Genomic DNA, 17,358 nt, shown 5'->3' with positions numbered 1-17,358 from the left:
TTGCTTTACTGTACATTAAACTTCCGGCGAATATAAAATGTGTGCCAAAGTTGGCCATACGATCGCAAAAGGAAACATATTGTTGGTTTTGCAACGGTACAATCTTTGTAAGCAACATGACCGTTATTCACTTAGCCTCGTGAATGACTCCCAACCCATCACAATAAAGATTATGTTATGAAACCAGCAACCAACACCCTTTTGGCTGCCGCGACGGCCACATCCGCCATGACGCTGTTCAGCTATATTGCTTCGTACAAGGAGGATGAAAATTTCAGCGAACCAAAGCTGCTCGCCACATTCCTGGAAAGATCTCTCGATATTGAAAAAGAAGCGGCGCCACCTCTGGGCTGGCTATCCCATTATCTCATTGGTGCAGGATTCGGGGTAGGTTATAAGTTATTTCTCAAATTGGGCAAAGCGCAGGCTTCACCGCTGAACGGGCTTTTATACGGGGCCGTCGCAGGCACCTCGGGGATACTCTGGTGGAAAACAATGTTTGAAAACCACCCTAATCCTCCCAAAACGCACCGAAAAGGATATTACACGCAGCTTATGATCGCGCACCTCATTTTCGGGGTAACATTATCTGCTTTCAAGGACAAACGAATTGTGTAGAGCAATATGAATCAACAACGCGGAGGCTGGTATGGTTTTTACATACCCGAGCCGCACTAAAACCAATAAATATGGAAAATATAACAAATGCCACGCATAGCGAAGGCAAAGTAGCCGAGGCAATCGAAGAGCAGACCGCTAAGTTACCATCTGACATTTTCTTATGGGCTGCGCTGGGATCAATGGGCGTTTCGCTTGCATTGAAAATCATGAAACGCAAGCATACAGCTTTGTTTGTAGGACAATGGGCAGCACCATTTTTGCTGCTAGGCGTTTATAACAAGATTGTAAAAACGCAAGGACACGATCAGGAAGGCGATTAGTCAATGCAAACTTAAAAAAGCCCACCGTGCGTTACTTCAAGACACGGTGGGCTTTTTATTATTGATTCTTAAACACAAATTTCTCTATAATCGCCACTTCACCCTCAACACCCTTGGCCAAAACGCCGGCCCGGACCGCCCGGTCCCATGGAGGCAGGAAAGTAATATCAGGCGCGCTGATCTTCAAAGCCGTAAAAGCGGTGCCATTGAGGCTGTATTGAAAACTAATCTCCGTATTGTTTTTTACAGCCATTTTAATAAATAAATTTTTCCCCTGCGTGGCAATAGGGAACTTACCCAGACTGCTTCTTGCGCCATCTTTAACAATGGTAATGCCTATGCTATCCTGCTTTGCGACAGCATAGATCAAATTTTTCTCATCACCGATCAATGCTATACCGGCCATTGCGCTTTTTGCGGGAATGGTCTCCACAGTTGCCTCATAATTGGGGCCTTCTATCCTTCTTGCAATAAACAGCTCGCGGTCATCTTTAATCTGTAAACCGATACGGCCGTTTTTCAGCTCGAAAGCGGGCTTGTTGAAAACCGACCAGCTCCATTGCAGATCAAGTTTCTCTTTGTTAAAATCATCTGTTGCCGTAAACATTTTCGGGCTATCCGACGGGGTAAGATATTCATCCGTAAAACGGATCCAGTTATCGGGTGTGAACTCAAAACCGCGAACCAGCGCCTGACGGCCCGTATATTTGTTTGAAGACTTGTCGTAAGCGTGATAAAGGAAGTAATTTTTTCCCTGATAGGTAACGGCTGTTCCGTGTCCCGGGCATATCCAGTCGCCCTGGCCGGTCATGATCGGGTTTCCTTTGAATTTCTCCCAAGGCCCCATGAGGCTTTTAGAGCGCGCAATGCCGGTTGCATAGGTGCAACCGGGCCCGCAGCAGCCTGCTGCTGCATAAATTGCATAGAAATAGCCATTGTTTTTTATCACCGAAACGCCTTCTACAAGGTTGGCTTCCCAGGGCGTATCATTTCTAAAAAGCTCCTTTTTTTCGCCCACAAGCGCCGTTTTTTCCTCATTGATTTCCTGGACCCAGATCGGCGTTGCCTTACCTACGCTATTGCCGTCTTCTTTCCAGATCAGGTGCAGCTTGTTATTTTCATCCCGGATCGGGAAACCGTCGATTGAGCCTACTTCCTGACAAACCAGCGGGCCGTGATCTTTGAATGGTCCTTCGGGTGTGTCGGCACTGGCTACCCCTACGCACAGGTTACCTCCTTTTTTGTGTGCTGTATAATAAACATATACTTTCCCATTCTCGTAATTCAGCTCGGGCGCCCAGTAGTAATAATCCGCCCAGGCGGTCAGGTCGGGGAAAATGGATCCTGTTTGTGTCCAGTTTTTCAGGTCTTTGGACTTCATCATCGGAAAGCCCGGCGCCCAGTTGGAACTCGTGCCTGCGGCGTAATAGGTGTCTCCTACTTTAATAACGGAGGGGTCCGCGAAATCCCCGCGGATTACTGCCTGCTGTGCATGGGCAATGTGTACGAATATCAACAACAGCAGACTAATGCTCAATTTTTTCATAAATAACTTTTAAATGTAAACTGCGTTCCGGCCCCAAATATAAGCCAAAACGCTATTCGCCCGAGGGAACGGCAATGGCTTGCCCCGTAGAAACCGGCTCGCCGAAGCTGGGAAGCCCGTCCGCTGTCCAGGTAAATTTCTGCATTCTCACATTCCGTGAACCGCCGCAGCCCTGCCCCGATGCCGAGTTAGCATGGTAAATGATCCAATCTTCCTTACCGTCTCTGGATTTGAAAAAGCCATTGTGCCCCACGCCGAAAGCATTGGCCGAAGCCAGGCCTGTGAATACCGGATTGGCCAGTTTGGTCCAGCTTGCAGGTTTCAATGGATCACTTCCTTGTTGCAAACGTGAGATGCCGAGGGAATAACGGTCATCCCCGCAGTAACTTCCCGAATATACGAGAAGGGTTTGTCCGGCCGGGTTTTTCAAAATCTCCGGCCCTTCGTTCACTGGAAACCCACGCTTTTCCCAATCATACTGCGGATCAGCGATCTTCACCGTAGGCCCGGCAAGGGTAAACGGATTAGCCATCCGCGAAATGTATAAGTTCTGGGTTAAGTCGGTGCTTCCACCTGCAAAAGGCCTTCCTGACCAAACCATAAAGAGCGTAGTATCCTGCTGAAAAACAGTCGCGTCAATGGACCAGAGGTCTTTCGGCTGTGTTTTAAGCTGGCCTTTATCCGTCCAGGTGCCCTGCGTCGGATCTGCATTCGCATTTTCAAGCACCCACATGCGGTGGTTGCGGTCCTGTCCGTCGGAGCCGGTATAGTAGATATACCATTTACCATTCAGAAAAAAGAGCTCCGGTGCCCAGATATCCCGCGAGTTTCCGCCTGATGCGGGCGCATTAAAGGCCGTAACCGGCGTTACATCCTTCAAGCGGCTCATTTTACCCGTCTTCCAGATCTGTATCCGGTTGCCCAACGTATGCAAATAATAGTAGGTTGTATCTTTTTGAAAAACCCAGGGATCGGGAGCAGCATTCAATAAGGGGTTGGAAAATGTTGCTGCCTGCTGCTGCTTACCCGGCTCGGGGCTTTTTGCTTCCTTTTTACAGGATGCGTCTATAAATAAAAATGCAAGGCACCAGATCAGGACTGGCTTATACAGGGTTTTGAATGTCATAACGGCGGTTTAAATGAACCAGAATTTACTACTAATAACGTGGATTCTGCGTTAGGTTAGGATTTAAATCGATATCCGATTGTGGAATGGGATACCATTCATTCCTGCCTTTTTCGAAGTTCGTAAATTCCGGGTCACGGGCAGCCAGCTCTTTTCCTAAATCTCCCCAGCGTTGCAGATCGGCAAATCGCCAGGTTTCACCAGTAAGCTCAGTAATGCGCTCATGCTTGATCTGGGCAACGAATTGTGCTTGTGACAAGCCTGGTCTGGCCTGTGTAAGTGGTCGCAGACCTGCCCGCACACGCACCATGTCTACGAATGGATAAGCCTGTGCTGTTTGCCCGAGTCCGTTAAGCGCCTCCGCGTACATGAGTAAAATATCGGCATAACGCAGCAAGCGATGGTTATTGGGCGAACGGAAACCTTCCTCGGTCCGGCCCGCTTCATTGTCATTGAGCTGTTTTCTGAACCATACTGAACTGCTTTCGCCGGTGTTGGTGCCGTAACGGCTGGCAAATGTTTTGCCGTAAACCATGGTAAAGTTGGGACCACGAACGTCTGTGGAATCGAAGAGTAATGTTGCGGCAAGTCTGGGGTCTCTGGTGCCCAGTGCGGTATTTTCTTTTTTAAATTCCCCTACCAGCCAGCGACGCGCACCTCCATCCGAAAAGCCTACGCCCCGTGGCGCATAAAACTGCGCAATGGAAGTTCCGGTGTTGTTGATGCGGGTTTCATCCACGTCGTCATCCGTGTTCTCGTTCGGATTAAAACGGAACTGGATCTCAAATACCGATTCGCTGTTGTTTTCCGTGGATGCTTTGAAGTTGTCCTGATAATTGGCGGTAAGCGTGTACAGCCCTTTTCCTTCTCCTGTGATGAACCAGGCCAATGCTGTTGCTGCTTCCTGATTTTTATTTTGCTGCAAAAAGGCTTTTCCCAATAAACCCATGGCTGCGCCGCGTGTGGCCCGGCCGAGGTCGTCTCCGGTGTAGCTTAATGGCAATGCAGGTGCGGCTTCGGTCAGGTCTTTTACAACTTGCGCCCACGCCTGCTCATTGGTTGCATTTACAGGACGATCTGTTGGTTCGGAAGGTTCAAGGATAATGGGTGGCCTTCCGAAATAAAGCGCCAGGTTGAAATAAAACAGGCCGCGCATAAACTTCGCTTCGCCGATGATCCGGTTTTTCAATGCTTCGTCCATCTCGATCCCCGGCACATAAGCAAGCACCTGATTGGCCCTGAAAATGCCGATAAACAGATTTTGCCACGTCCCGGCGGTCAGTCCTTCGTTGTAATTGGTCTGATTGAAACCCATCACATTGTTGAGCGTAATGTCACCGCCTGAGCCGTAACCTTCGTCCGAACGCAGCATGCCGTGGTAAAACAGGAACCGGGAATAAAGCGTGGCAGTCCTGTGGAATGTGCTGTAAACGGCGTTGATCCCTTTAATGGCATCGTTCTGGCTCTTCCAGAAAGACGCAATGGTAGGGTTATTCGGATTCGGCTGATCAAAATCGCGGTTACAAGCCGTGGCAACCATTAAAATGAATGAGGTAAGCAAAAATATCTTTTTCATGTTGATGTCTTTTGAGATAAAGGCTGCTGATCAGAAACCCAGGTTGATGCCGAAAGAAATGATACGGGAAGACGGATATCCGCCCAGGTCGACGCCCGGTTCGAGATTGAAATTCGCTCCGACCACATCCGGATCAAGCCCCGTATATTTGGTAAACGTCAGCAGGTTCTGTGCGCTTACATATACTCTGGCGTTGCTCAGAGCCAGTTTGGTAGTCACAGCTTCGGGGATGGAATATGAAAGTTCCACATTTCTAAGCCTCAGATAGGACCCGTTTTCCAGCCAGCGGTCCGTATTGCCGCGCACATTGGATACAATGCCACGATCTGCACTGGCTGGGTCGCCTGCTGCTCCGGTGGAATACGAAACACCTAAGCGTGGGAAATCAGTGTCTGTATTTTGTGGAGTCCACGGGTTAATGTCACTGCGGTAGTTGGAGTAGCCCATTCCGTCAATGTCCCTCCTCACATCATTGTAAATTTTTTGGCCAAATGCCCCATAGAACTGGACATTCAGCGATAGGCCCGACCACGACCCGTTCAGGATCAAACCGGAAGTCAGTTTCGGCCAGGGACTGCCCGCAAATGTGCGGTCGCGGTCGTTGATATCATCATTGGTTCCCTGATCGATGCGGTTTACGTAGCGGACATCACCCGGTTTTGCATAAGCCGCCTGTGCTTTATGCGCCTGAATTTCTTCGTCATTCTGAAAGAGGCCATCTGTTTTAATCAAATAATATTCACCAATAGAGCGGCCCACTTGCGAACGCGTATTGCCCGATTGAATGTAATTTCTCGGCTCCCCCGTTTCTTCATCCACACCCAGATTACCCAGTTCGAGCACCTTGTTCCGGATCAGACTGAAATTGGGCGCAACGCTCCATGTGAATGGTCCGGATGTATGGCGGTAGGCGAAATCCAGCTCAATGCCTTTGTTTTCAATAGAACCAATGTTAACCAACGGATCGCCCTGCAAATTCCCGATGTAAAGGGGCAATGGCAGGGACAGTAGAACGTCTTTTGCCACAGAACGGAACGCGTCAATGGTAATAGCAAGCTTGTTGTTGAAAAGCACCAGGTCAGCACCAATGTTGGTTGTCGCTTTTTGTTCCCATTTAATATCTTCATAAACCAGCCTGGCTTGCGTAGCACCTGGAAATTCTGTCTGCCCCGATCCAAAAACTGCCCGTGGAGCCTGGTTCAAGAATCCGGTAAACTGATAGTTACTCAAATTCGCCGAGCCAAGGACACCATAAGAACCTCTCAGTTTCAGCTCGTCGATAATGTCAGATTTGAAAAATTCTTCATTAGAGACTTTCCATGAAGCTGCGGCCGATGGAAAATATCCCGTGCGGTGAGCCGGCGAGAAACGTGAGTCCTTATCAGCCCGGAAAGTGAATGTGAGGTAATATTTTTCAGCAAAGTTATAGTTCAACCTGCCCAAAGCGGAATTGATCAGCGTTTGTGAACGTGTTCCCGTCGCAGTCATGCCACCACTGGCTGAATTGATGGTTGTAAAATAATCACCGCCATACACACCCAGCTGTAAACGTCGCCCGCCAACATCATCATTGCGAATGGTCTGCTGCGTGTAACCTACGACTCCGTTTAAGTTGTGTTTATTAAATGTAAAATTGAAATTCAATGTATGCTCAAACAGATAGCTCAGGAATTGCGCCCTTGTCTGCCCTACGCTGCTGAATTCCGGCGATTGGTTCCAGTACCAGAGGCCTTCTTTCCTGATGTTATTGGTTTTGTCAAAACTCGTTTCCAAACCGGCATTGAAGCGGTAAGTAACATTTTTCAGGATTTTATAATCGATAAATGCATTACCCAGCACTTTGAAAAAATTGGAAGTTGAGCGGGTAATGTCGTTGATGGCAGCCTGGTTTCTGGAAAATGACCGGGCATTGAATGACCCGTAACCCCAGCCGCCCGGATTGGAAGTGCTTTGCAGGTCGGCACTTTGGACCGGGATGATCGGCAGGCTCGTCCATACATCATACCAGGCATTTCCCTCTGCAAATCCACCCTGAAAAGGCGCATTCCGCTCGGTGCTCGACACCATCAGGTTTTCGCCGAAAGTAAATTTATTGCGGGTTGCCTCGGTATTGATCCGCATCGAACCACGCTTGAAATCCCGGGCTTTGAGCACACCTTCATCCGCAAAATAAGAGCCGGAGATGAGATATTTGCTATCCTTGCCTCCGCCAGACAAGCTGACATTATAATCCTGAATACTGCCTGTTTGCAGCAACTCGTCAGCCCAGTTTGTATTAACAGCGCCATTATAGTTAGCCACAGATGGCTGCAATGCATAACCTGCTGCCTGGTAAGCGCGGGTATTTGTTGCCACGTATTCCTGTGCATTCATCATATCCCACCGTTTGGGAAGCGATGAAATGCCAAAACGCGCCGATGCATCCACTTTCAGTGCACCTTCTTTTCCTTTCTTGGTAGTAATGATAATGACTCCGTTTGCAGCCCGGGAACCATAAATGGCCGCCGCCGACGCGTCTTTTAACACTTGTATCGTTTCTACATCATTGGGATTGACCGTTGTGTTGGCATCGGCAAGCATACCGTCGATGACATACAGCGGGCTTGCATTTCCGAACAGTGTACTCAGTCCGCGAATGTTTACTACTGCTTCCTGTCCGGGCGCACCGCCATTCCGGACCGCGACGCCCGGGGTCATGCCCTGCAATGCTTCCGGGACCGAACGGGCAATCCGTTTGTTCGTATTCTGGGCATCAATGATACCCGTTGCGCCCGTCAGATCTGAGCGGCGGACCGACTGGTAACCGATCACCACAAATTCTTCCAGATTCTGAGCATCCTCGGCGAGCTGTATCGTGTAGCTGGTCTGGTCGGTAACGGGCACGTCCGAAGGCAGGTAGCCGATAAAAGTAACCCGTAATGTCTGACCGTTTTGGGCGTTAATTGTAAACTTTCCGTCGGCATCTGTAATGGTGGCGGCATTCGTTCCTGTGACGACGACCGTGGCGCCAGGCAGCGCTTCACCCGTGGCTGTTTGCACGACACCGGTTACATTAGTGCCCTGCCCGAGGGCACAATGAACGCTGGAAAGCAGAATAAATAAGAGTTGAAACAGGGTATAATAATTACGCATAGCTGATGGGTTGATGAATTAAATGAATCCTTGATGTTAATTGTAACTCCTCATCGACAGAAAAAATTGCATATATTCTATAAAAATTGTGCCAATTTCAAGGACAAAGCAATGATTACATAGCGTAAAATACCGCCACATTTCTATGGCGGTATTTCATTTTGCCGCATTAATCAGAAACTACTCCTGCGCAACTACTCCTGCTTCGTATTATGCTTGGTGGCTTCGTTTTTGTAATTGTTGGTCTTCCCGGTGTGGTTCTTCGTATTTTTTGGTGCAGAACCGCTGCCTTTCTTCACTGTCGTATCCGACTCGGTCAGGTTTTTTTTGCGCCTTGCTACTGCTTCCTTTGAGTTCAGTAATGATTTCGAATCCTCTTTATCGGAAGAATATTTGCCGACGTCGTTCGCGTTCTCGTTGGTGGCGCCTCCCGGTCTCGTGCTTGATTTTACGTCGCCGCTGTTAGCGTTGCTCCTGCCCTCCGGCCTGGGATTGGATGGGGTTGCAGCCGGCGCGCTGTTCTGGCCTTGCTTACTCTGAGAGGCAGACTGTCCTTGCTGAGTTTGCGATGCACTTTGTCCTTGCTTGCTCTTATCAGAATCCTGCCCGCCCGAGACGGTTGCATTTTGAGAATACGACACGGTGGCAGCGAAAAGCATTGCTGCAAGAAATGAGATTATTGGCTTGTTCATAATTCGGTTAGTGTTTGATGAATAATGTTTGGGCATGATAGCCATTCCAGGCGGAGGATATTATAAAAGGCATGCCAAACAGATCAGATCGCTCACTAACAAATTTTCATTTTTGAGCACAAAAAAATAGGCACTTGTTGAAGTGCCTATTTGATTTTCTAATTATGCCTGATTAAAGGTCGAGACCCCTTCTTCTCAATCGCTCTTCATCGGTCAGATCTTCGGCTTCCACTTCTGTATGACGCAGCATTTCGTTGATTACCTCATCGCGCTCATCCACCGTTTTGTTTAAGCTTACTTCTTCCACCACCCGAGCTTCCTTATTTACAACCGGGATTTCTGCATATTCCTTCATTTCAATAGTTCCTTCCGTGAAAGTGTCAAAATCCGATTCCGAAGCAATGCGGTCAACAGGTGTCCTGTTCACATTCACTTGCTCCTGACGAAGGCGAACGCTTTCCTGAACCGGTCGTTCAATAATGCGGCTTCTCAGACGCACGCCGCCCGTTTCGATCTCGCGTTTTCCAACTTGCAACTCTTCTTTAATGACTGGTAACGATCCGGATTGCTCATCCGCAAGGATGGATCTTTCATCCCGATTGGTCGAATAGTCATCGCCAATCAGTGAACTCTCGCGATTTGTTGAAATGTCATCGCTAACAATTGAGCTGTCATTCCGGATTGTTGAATAGTCATCTTCAATAAGTGAACGATCGCGGTTGGTTGAATACTCATCGCCAATCAGGGAGCTGTCGTTACGGGTTGTTAGATCGTCTGCATCAGATACAACGTTAAGCGATCGGTTTGCATAAGGATCGACTGTGTTATCCGGATATGGATTTACCGGAACTTCCGTAGCGGTTCCTGCATATCCCTGGTCTGCTGTGTACTGAGCAGCGCGGTCATTCACATCGACTGCACCGAACTGGTCGAGAATAGCAGCTGCATTTTCAGCTTCCATAGCATTGGCAGCATGTACAGTAACAATGGTTCCACGACGTCCCGCTTCCGAGTAACGTCTTGTTTCTTCTTCGTCACCATCAAACAGATCCCTGAAAAAGTTGCCGATACGGTCCATAACATCATCGTCATCATTATTAACAGTTGATGTTTCCTGGTCCGACTTGTAGGAAGCCGTTTTGATATCGACATCGCCGCCTGCGAATCCGTTTGCCAGTAAATAGTTTTGCGCTTCCTGCGCATCACTTTCATATTCGAAAATTCCAACTACTGTATTAGCCATGATTTCTTATTTTAAAAGTTATTGGTTTGTTGATTCGCCGCCCACCCTTAAATTTCCATGCCTGAAGTGTCCCTTGATATCGTGACTTCTTCTTTTCTCAGCACTTGTGAATATGTTTTCTGATCCTGGTGCTGTTGCTTTTTTATGTGAATTTCTTCAACAAGCATCAACCGCTTTTCCACAACCAAAACCTCCTTAACAACCGAAATAATGGTAATATCCCCCTCCTGTCGGACAGGTGCCGGAGCAGCGTCCACGTACTGATTGATTTCTTTTCTTTCTATGGTCACTTCTTCACTTGTAACCGTAGCATCAGCAAAAACCTCCTCTTCCAGCACTTTTTTTGAAATGAAAACGCTTCCCGTTTCCACGACTTTGGAAGATATAACCAGTTTTTCCTCGATTACCGGGATCTTTTTTGTTTCCCCGGAAGAAAATTCATGACCGATCCCGGAATCGTCCTGATTAGAAGACATTGTTATTGTCTCGGAAATTTATCCACAGTTTCTTTTGTCTCACCGGCAAGTTGTTCAGCGGAACCCTTTGCTTTATCGACATATGCATTCGCTGTGTCTTTAACCTGGTCTGTCAAAGAGTTAAGCTTGTCTTTGGCTGTGCCAGCTACTTCGGCGGCCTTTGATTTTGTTTCTTCCCATTGATTTTTCAGCTTGTCTTTTTGCTGATCGGCCAGGTCTTTAATCTGCTGACGTGTCTCTGCGCCTGATTTTGGAGCGAATAACATGGCAGCTAACGCACCAACTGTCGCACCTACGAGCACACCAATTACAAAACCGCCGTTGAAATCTTCTTTGTCTTCATAATGATACTTCGAGCTCATGACATTATAATGTTTAGTTGAGCGTTAATTACTGCTAAAAATGTGCCAGGCGAAAAGCCAGGGACGATTCAGCGACGCATAATGCAATGTTAAGCCATGCAGAATTCGCTGGCAAAGTTATTTACGGCGCGAATGTTGATTTAACATTAAAGCTGTTTAGCTTTGGCAAATGACCTCCTGCAAAAGTATGGTTGTAATTTAATTGAGTTCCCCGCTACACAATTATATAGCATGAATAAGAACGGCCCGATTATCATCATAGAAGACGACCCCGACGATCAGTTTGTATTAGAAGAAGTTTTTAATGAGCTTGGTTACTCCAATCCGCGGATGTATTTTACGGATGGGCAAACGGCATTACAATATTTGTATCAGGTTAACGAACGGCCCTTTATCATTATCTCGGACATTAATTTGCCACAGCTTAACGGACTGGAACTGAGGAGAAAGGTTCAAACAGACGCTGAACTTAGCCTTAAATGCATTCCTTACGTTTACTTTACGACAGCCATCAACCACCAGGTTGTGATCGACGCTTACAGCACATCAGCGCAGGGTTTTTTTGTAAAACCAGGTGAATTTGAAGAGATTAAGTCGACTATCAAAGTGATGATCGACTATTGGAAAAAGTGTGCTGCCCCTAATAATTTCTGAACCGCCTTTTACTTATTCTTTGAATAAATCTTCCCGAACACTTCCTTACTGAGCGGCTTGGAATAATAGCCCTGCACAAGCGGATGTTCTTCGGCACTCCTGATATCCTCCGGGTCGATGGAGGACGAAAGCAAATATATTGCAAGTTGTGAGCGCATTTGACTGGGAAATAAAGCCACCTCATCCAGAAATTCCCACCCACTCATTGTGGGCATATTAATGTCAAGAAAGAGCACCATTTCCCCACAAGGTGTCGCATCCCCGAATGCTTCTTTGAGGGACGTGAGCGCTTCTTCCGGACTGGTAAATAGCTGTATGCTGGCTGCGGGCGCAACACTCGCGATCACATATTTGCAGACCATATTGTTGATCGGATCATCGTCGACCACAATAAATTGGGGAGGTAACTTCATAAAACCGGGTTTTGATACAGATCAGATTGAAATTCAATCTTGAATTCAGTGCCTTCATTTACAGTACTATTCACATGAATCTTTCCACCGAGCATTTCGACCTGCGTTTTGACCATAAACAGCCCCAGGCCTTTGCCTTCAACGTGCTGATGGAAGCGTTTATATAAACCAAATATCTGAGCGCCTTTTCGGCCGAGATCAATTCCCATCCCATTATCGCGTATGCTAATGTTTACCAGGCCGTCGTCAAGGCTGCTGCTAATGTAAATAACAGGCGACAGATCCGGCCGGCGATACTTTATGCTATTGATAATCAAATTGTAAAAGATGCTGTACAGGTAAGTTTTAAGCGTAAAGAACTCATCCACGGCGTGGAAGTCTGTTTGAATGCTGACCTGCTCTCTATCAATGATATTTTGAAGGCTCGACCTTATGTTATCGACCAAATGCTGCAAATTCACCGATTCTTTGTTTTCACTTACCTCACGTTTGATACGCAAGATTGTATTCAAATCCGAAATGACATCATCCAGTCTTTTCACATTTAATAATATGCCTTCCAGGAACTCGTCTTTCACCTGTTGCGGATAAGCATCCTGACTGATCAGCTCGCCCAGGCCGATAATATTTGCTACGGGCGCACGCAGGTTATGTGATACGATGTAAGCAAACTGGTCAAGACCTTTGTTGGATTCGGAAAGCTCGCTCGCGTAATTCCGTAAACTCTCATTAAGCTCCCGGAGCCTTGATTCAGACTCTTTCCGCTCGGTGATGTCCCGGAAATACGCCGATAGGCCGTTAAGGGAAGGATAAGCTGTAATCTCGAACCAGGTATTGTCCATTTCATAATAAAACTCGAAATGCTGGATCGAATTGAGTTCGACTGCTTTATGATATGCCTGATAAACATCTGTCAGGACGACGTGCGGAAAAACATCCCACAAGCTCCGACCCAGTATTTTCTCTTTCGGGAGATGCAACAGGATCTCGGCCTCTTTGTTCCAATAGTTGACGATCCAGTTTTTATCCAATGCATAAAACCCGTCCCCTATGCTTTCAAGGATCACTTTTCTTTCTTCAAGTGCCTTAATTACTTCTTCATCGGCTTGTTTTTGCTCAGTAACATCATGTAAAACACCATATAATATAGCTGGTTCTCCCAGGCTGTTCAGCTCGATCTGCGCCCGCACGTGCAAATGCCTGACCTGCCCGTCTTTTCTGATGATACGGTGATGATAGTCGGCGGGCTGCATGGAATCCAATACGAGCTGATTGCTTTTTATCACATATTCCAGGTCCTCGGGATACACAAATGACAGCCACGACGCTGTGGATTGAATGTTGTCCTGATCTTCCAGGCCGTAAATCCGGCATGCTTCATCCGACCATACACTGGTATTGGTTGCCAGGTCCGTTTCCCAGCTGCCCAAATGCGCTATGGCCTGGGCCTGCCGCAAACGTCTTTCTTTGTGTTTGAGTTGTTCGTCAGCGATCAGTTTCAGTCTTTCTTTTTCGAAGAAATCCAGGGAGTAAGAGATTTCCATGGCTGCTTCCTCCAACAAAGTAATTTCCGCCTCGGTGAATATATCCGTTTTGGAAGCGTAAAGGTTAAACGTCGCCACGATCTCACCCGATCTTTTGATGGGCAAAACCAAACAAGACTGGTATCCAGCCAAAGCTGCCAGCGCTTTCCAGGAATCGGAAAGAAATTTTTCCTGTGTGTTATTGGTGATATAATAAGGCTGTGATCCGAGGAACGAACGCAACATGGTCTGCCCGTCAGCTACATTTGCAAAGCCAGCCATAAATTCTTCCGGCACGGCATGCTGTTCAACAACATTGATTTTTTCAGTGTCGTGGACAAACATCCCTACCCAGGCTCCCTGAAATCTCCCGGTTTCACACGCAATCCTGCAAACTTCTTTCAGGACCGTTTGCGCGTCCGCCGCATGTACAACCGTGTGGTTAACCTGGCTCAGGAAAGCGTACAGCCTGTTCAGATGCAATATTTTCTCTTCACCGACCTTTTGTTTTGTAATATCCCTGAAATTGTCAACGATCCCGTTCACCGCCGGCTCGTCCAGGAGGTTGATTACCGTTGCTTCTATCCAGCGCCATGTGCCATCCTTATGAAGCATTCGGCCGGTGTGCCCCGGTATGGCCGTTCCGGGATTGGCAAATACTTTCATCATGGTATCCGATAACCCGGAAAGGTCGTCGGGGTGCGCCTTGGAGAAAATGTCCATAGCCATAACTTCCTCAGCCGTATATCCCAGGACGTTTTTTACCGCATGCGATGCATAAGTCGGACGCGCTTCGCTATCGAGTATCACCACCGCATCGCTGCTATTTTCAACAAGGGTGCGAAAACGCCTTTCACTATTTGTCAATTGTTGCAGCAACGCCTGTTGCTCCCGCTTAACCTGGTATTTTTCAAGGGTTTTATGCACTGCAAATGACAAACGCCCAGCTTCGTTTTTGATTATATAGTCGTCTACCCCGGTCAGCAACATTTCTTCCGCCATTGTATCGGAGATCGCATCGGAAATGACAATGAAGGGAATCGTAAGGTCAAGTGACCGCAGGATTTCAAGCGCCTCGGAGCATTTAATGCCGGGTAAATTGTATTCGGAAAGAATGATGTCGGGAGCAGATTCCATGATAGCAGTAATGAATTGTTCTCTCGTGCCAGCTATTGTGATCTCTGGAAGCAGTTGCGCTTTATGTAAGGCTTTTGTTACAATGGCCGCTTGATCCTGTGAATCTTCCAGATAAACTATTTTCAGACTACTCTCCATTTTAAATCCATTAGGATGTGTGCAACACGCCGGGGCTTGATTTTGAAAATATTATTTCAATATGCAAATGTTAAACGAAGAGTGAAGCTAATTTAATGTCGAATTCTTTTGTATTAAATATACGAATGAAGTAGTGGCGTGAGCACTTCTTCCTCTTTTTTGGCGAGGATTGTAGTTGAAAAATTGGGGAATACTATATGGCTTCCGCCGCTCAGAGCGCTACGTGGTAATTGGGATCGTCGACGATATTTACCTCGATCACGTCCTGTGCATTGGCCAATAACCTGCGGCAATCAGGGCTCAAATGCGTGAGGTGGACTTTTTTGCCTGCTTTCTGATACTTTTCAGTGATCTTATTAAGCGCTTCAATGCCGGACATATCGGCGACACGGCTTTCTGAAAAGTCTATAATTACTTTTTCAGGATCAGTAGCAATGTCGAACTTCTCGGAAAATGCGGTTACCGATCCGAAAAACAGCGGACCGTAGATTTTATAATGTTTGACGCCATTTTCATCGGTCATTTTTTGCGCGCGGATCCGTTTGGCACTCTCCCAGGCAAATACCAATGCCGAAATAATGACGCCAATGAGGACAGCTAGGGCGAGATTATGCAGGTAAATCGTGATCGCCGCAACCAGTATCCCTACAAAAACATCCTGCTTGGGCATTTTATTAATAATCCTGAAACTGACCCATTCAAAAGTCCCGATGGCGACCATGAACATTACCCCCGTAAGCGCGGCCATGGGAACGAGCTCAATGACTGGCGCACCGAAAAGAATGATCATCAGAATGGTCAGCGAAGCGATAATGCCTGATAATCTGGCCCTTGCGCCTGCCGAAAGGTTAACGAGCGTTTGCGCGATCATGGGGCATCCACCCATTCCGGTAAAAAAACCATTTAAAATGTTTGCACTTCCCTGTGCAATGCATTCCCTGTTTCCATCGCCCCGCGTTCCGGTTATTTCGTCCACCAGATTCAATGTGAGAAGTCCTTCGGTAAGCCCCACCGCACCCATGACCAGCGCATAGGGAAAAATAATCTGTAATGTGGAGAAATTGAGCGGGATGTCCGGAATGTGAAAGGGAGGAAACCCGCCGCTTACGGACGCAATGTCGCGCACTGTTTTGGTTTCAATTCCCAATCCCAGGACAACGAGGGATACGATAATGATCGCGACCAGTGAAGGCGGAACTGCCTTTGTAAGTTTTGGAAAAATGATAATAATGCCGATCGTAAGCGCCACCAAACCAGCGATAACCAGCAACGGCGCACCTGCTAACCAGGTAGTTTTACCGTTTACAACCGTTTTGAACTGTTCCAGCTGCGACATAAAAATGACCACTGCCAAACCATTCACAAAGCCATACATGACCGGCTGCGGCACCAACCGCACAAACTTCCCGAACTTGAATATGCCAACCAGGATCTGAAAAACGCCGGCCAGCGCCACGGCTGCAAACACGTACTCTACCCCGTGCGATTGCATAAGCGCGATCAATACGATCACTGTGGCTCCTGCTCCGCCCGAAATTAAGCCCGGCCGCCCGCCGAAAATGGAAGTGACCAAGCCCATAATGAATGCTGCATAAAGCCCGACCAAAGGTGAAAAACCGGCCAGAATAGCAAAAGAAAGCGATTCCGGCATCATCGTCATTGCGACGGTCAGTCCGGCTAAAATTTCATTTTTATAATTTACTTTCTGCTTGAAATCGAACAGATTGAAGAAGCTTTTCATTTTTGGATTTATTATATCATTCTGTTTTCAGGAGCTGAGCCAGCCCATCACTGCAGCCCTGACCACCTGACAACTTTCCGCGAACAGCGTTGTCCGCTTAGTGTAAAAACAGCAAAAGTATGAGGAAGATCATCATAAATCGTGATGAGAAGCAAAAAACCCTAACCTGTTTGAAAATAAAAAAGCCACCTACAATCTAATTGTAAGTGGCTGAATGTGAATGTGGAGAATATCGGATTCGAACCGACGACCTCTTGCATGCCATGCAAGCGCTCTAGCCAACTGAGCTAATCCCCCATTTCAAATATGTATTCCCCTCCGTTGAAGGGAGTGCAAAGATGAAACGGAGAAAGCTTATAAGCAAGCTTGTAGCAAACTTTATCTTTTAGCGAAAAGGCCATTACGAAGTGAGAAATTACCTCCTACCACCTCCGAATGCTTTTGACAATGCCCAAATTACGATTGCAATTACAGCAACCACGAGAATAACACCCGTCCAGACACCACCTTTAAAAATGCCGCCAACAACTTCACAGCTTGTAAGTGTTACGGTTAATAGCAAAACGATGAGGAAGTTGATGTATGCTTTCATGTGACGGTAACTTTAGGTTAGTACTTTCCATCATTTACCTAAAGAATCATTCCAGACCGTCCTGTT

Annotated in this window: 15 protein-coding genes and 1 tRNA gene; 3 read left to right on the top strand and 13 right to left on the bottom strand. The window is 47.2% G+C overall.

What is annotated here, in order from left to right; all coding sequences use genetic code 11:
* Nucleotides 1–177: 177 nt before the first annotated feature.
* Nucleotides 178–618, top strand: a complete 441-nt coding sequence (locus tag G395_RS0116130; RefSeq protein ID WP_026631003.1) for a hypothetical protein — start codon at nt 178–180, stop codon at nt 616–618.
* Between the two features lie 71 nt (nt 619–689).
* Nucleotides 690–941 (top strand): hypothetical protein, encoded by a 252-nt coding sequence (locus tag G395_RS0116125; RefSeq protein ID WP_026631002.1) that lies wholly within the window; start codon nt 690–692, stop codon nt 939–941.
* A 58-nt stretch (nt 942–999) separates the two neighbouring features.
* On the opposite strand, the gene G395_RS0116120 is transcribed toward G395_RS0116125, so the two are convergent.
* The 8 genes from G395_RS0116120 to G395_RS31175 form a co-directional block, all read right to left on the bottom strand.
* Nucleotides 1,000–2,487, bottom strand: a complete 1,488-nt coding sequence (locus G395_RS0116120; RefSeq protein WP_026631001.1) for a family 43 glycosylhydrolase — start codon at nt 2,485–2,487, stop codon at nt 1,000–1,002.
* A 52-nt stretch (nt 2,488–2,539) separates the two neighbouring features.
* Nucleotides 2,540–3,613, bottom strand: coding sequence for a glycoside hydrolase family 43 protein (locus G395_RS0116115; protein WP_026631000.1), 1,074 nt, complete (start codon nt 3,611–3,613; stop codon nt 2,540–2,542).
* Between the two features lie 31 nt (nt 3,614–3,644).
* A complete protein-coding gene (locus tag G395_RS0116110; protein WP_026630999.1) occupies nt 3,645–5,189 on the bottom strand; it encodes a RagB/SusD family nutrient uptake outer membrane protein in 1,545 nt (514 codons plus the stop codon).
* 30 nt (nt 5,190–5,219) lie between these two features.
* On the bottom strand, nt 5,220–8,321 hold the full coding sequence (locus G395_RS0116105; RefSeq protein WP_026630998.1) for a SusC/RagA family TonB-linked outer membrane protein: 3,102 nt from the start codon (nt 8,319–8,321) through the stop codon (nt 5,220–5,222).
* Between the two features lie 194 nt (nt 8,322–8,515).
* Nucleotides 8,516–9,013, bottom strand: a complete 498-nt coding sequence (locus G395_RS0116100) for a hypothetical protein (protein WP_026630997.1) — start codon at nt 9,011–9,013, stop codon at nt 8,516–8,518.
* Nucleotides 9,014–9,185: 172 nt separating this feature from the next.
* Entirely contained in the window at nt 9,186–10,256 is a 1,071-nt protein-coding gene (locus tag G395_RS0116090; protein ID WP_026630996.1) for a YsnF/AvaK domain-containing protein, read from the bottom strand.
* A 47-nt stretch (nt 10,257–10,303) separates the two neighbouring features.
* Nucleotides 10,304–10,732, bottom strand: a complete 429-nt coding sequence (locus tag G395_RS0116085) for a YsnF/AvaK domain-containing protein (RefSeq protein WP_026630995.1) — start codon at nt 10,730–10,732, stop codon at nt 10,304–10,306.
* Nucleotides 10,733–10,734: 2 nt separating this feature from the next.
* On the bottom strand, nt 10,735–11,094 hold the full coding sequence (locus G395_RS31175; RefSeq protein WP_026630994.1) for a YtxH domain-containing protein: 360 nt from the start codon (nt 11,092–11,094) through the stop codon (nt 10,735–10,737).
* A gap of 231 nt (nt 11,095–11,325) precedes the next feature.
* Here G395_RS31175 and G395_RS0116075 point away from each other — a divergent pair, with 231 nt between their 5' ends.
* The gene (locus G395_RS0116075; RefSeq protein WP_026630993.1) at nt 11,326–11,748 is read left to right on the top strand and encodes a response regulator; all 423 of its coding nucleotides are present in this window, start codon (nt 11,326–11,328) and stop codon (nt 11,746–11,748) included.
* A gap of 8 nt (nt 11,749–11,756) precedes the next feature.
* On the opposite strand, the gene G395_RS0116070 is transcribed toward G395_RS0116075, so the two are convergent.
* From G395_RS0116070 to G395_RS32420, 5 genes are all read right to left on the bottom strand, one after another.
* Complete coding sequence (locus G395_RS0116070) at nt 11,757–12,161, bottom strand: response regulator (RefSeq protein WP_026630992.1); 405 nt, start codon at nt 12,159–12,161, stop codon at nt 11,757–11,759.
* Nucleotides 12,158–14,959 (bottom strand): PAS domain S-box protein, encoded by a 2,802-nt coding sequence (locus tag G395_RS31170; RefSeq protein ID WP_051350197.1) that lies wholly within the window; start codon nt 14,957–14,959, stop codon nt 12,158–12,160. The genes G395_RS0116070 and G395_RS31170 overlap by 4 nt, the downstream gene beginning before the upstream one ends.
* Nucleotides 14,960–15,170: 211 nt before the next feature.
* The gene (locus G395_RS0116060) at nt 15,171–16,700 is read right to left on the bottom strand and encodes a SulP family inorganic anion transporter (protein WP_026630991.1); all 1,530 of its coding nucleotides are present in this window, start codon (nt 16,698–16,700) and stop codon (nt 15,171–15,173) included.
* Nucleotides 16,701–16,923: 223 nt separating this feature from the next.
* Nucleotides 16,924–16,997: transfer RNA gene (locus G395_RS0116055), tRNA-Ala, on the bottom strand.
* A gap of 118 nt (nt 16,998–17,115) precedes the next feature.
* Nucleotides 17,116–17,292 (bottom strand): hypothetical protein, encoded by a 177-nt coding sequence (locus G395_RS32420; protein WP_169720042.1) that lies wholly within the window; start codon nt 17,290–17,292, stop codon nt 17,116–17,118.
* Between the last annotated feature and the right edge of the window lie 66 nt (nt 17,293–17,358).

It is taken from the genome of Dyadobacter alkalitolerans DSM 23607, assembly GCF_000428845.1.
GTDB lineage: Bacteria > Bacteroidota > Bacteroidia > Cytophagales > Spirosomataceae > Dyadobacter > Dyadobacter alkalitolerans.
Note: the sequence above shows the minus strand (reverse complement) of the source record. Positions and strands in the feature narration are given on the sequence as shown.

Coding starts and splice junctions, on each gene's coding strand:
- G395_RS0116130 (WP_026631003.1), top strand. CDS start 178: ATGAAACCAGCAACCAACACCCTTTTGGCTGCCGCGACGGCCACATCC.
- G395_RS0116125 (WP_026631002.1), top strand. CDS start 690: ATGGAAAATATAACAAATGCCACGCATAGCGAAGGCAAAGTAGCCGAG.
- G395_RS0116120 (WP_026631001.1), bottom strand. CDS start 2,487: ATGAAAAAATTGAGCATTAGTCTGCTGTTGTTGATATTCGTACACATT.
- G395_RS0116115 (WP_026631000.1), bottom strand. CDS start 3,613: ATGACATTCAAAACCCTGTATAAGCCAGTCCTGATCTGGTGCCTTGCA.
- G395_RS0116110 (WP_026630999.1), bottom strand. CDS start 5,189: ATGAAAAAGATATTTTTGCTTACCTCATTCATTTTAATGGTTGCCACG.
- G395_RS0116105 (WP_026630998.1), bottom strand. CDS start 8,321: ATGCGTAATTATTATACCCTGTTTCAACTCTTATTTATTCTGCTTTCC.
- G395_RS0116100 (WP_026630997.1), bottom strand. CDS start 9,013: ATGAACAAGCCAATAATCTCATTTCTTGCAGCAATGCTTTTCGCTGCC.
- G395_RS0116090 (WP_026630996.1), bottom strand. CDS start 10,256: ATGGCTAATACAGTAGTTGGAATTTTCGAATATGAAAGTGATGCGCAG.
- G395_RS0116085 (WP_026630995.1), bottom strand. CDS start 10,732: ATGTCTTCTAATCAGGACGATTCCGGGATCGGTCATGAATTTTCTTCC.
- G395_RS31175 (WP_026630994.1), bottom strand. CDS start 11,094: ATGAGCTCGAAGTATCATTATGAAGACAAAGAAGATTTCAACGGCGGT.
- G395_RS0116075 (WP_026630993.1), top strand. CDS start 11,326: ATGAATAAGAACGGCCCGATTATCATCATAGAAGACGACCCCGACGAT.
- G395_RS0116070 (WP_026630992.1), bottom strand. CDS start 12,161: ATGAAGTTACCTCCCCAATTTATTGTGGTCGACGATGATCCGATCAAC.
- G395_RS31170 (WP_051350197.1), bottom strand. CDS start 14,959: ATGGAGAGTAGTCTGAAAATAGTTTATCTGGAAGATTCACAGGATCAA.
- G395_RS0116060 (WP_026630991.1), bottom strand. CDS start 16,700: ATGAAAAGCTTCTTCAATCTGTTCGATTTCAAGCAGAAAGTAAATTAT.
- G395_RS32420 (WP_169720042.1), bottom strand. CDS start 17,292: ATGAAAGCATACATCAACTTCCTCATCGTTTTGCTATTAACCGTAACA.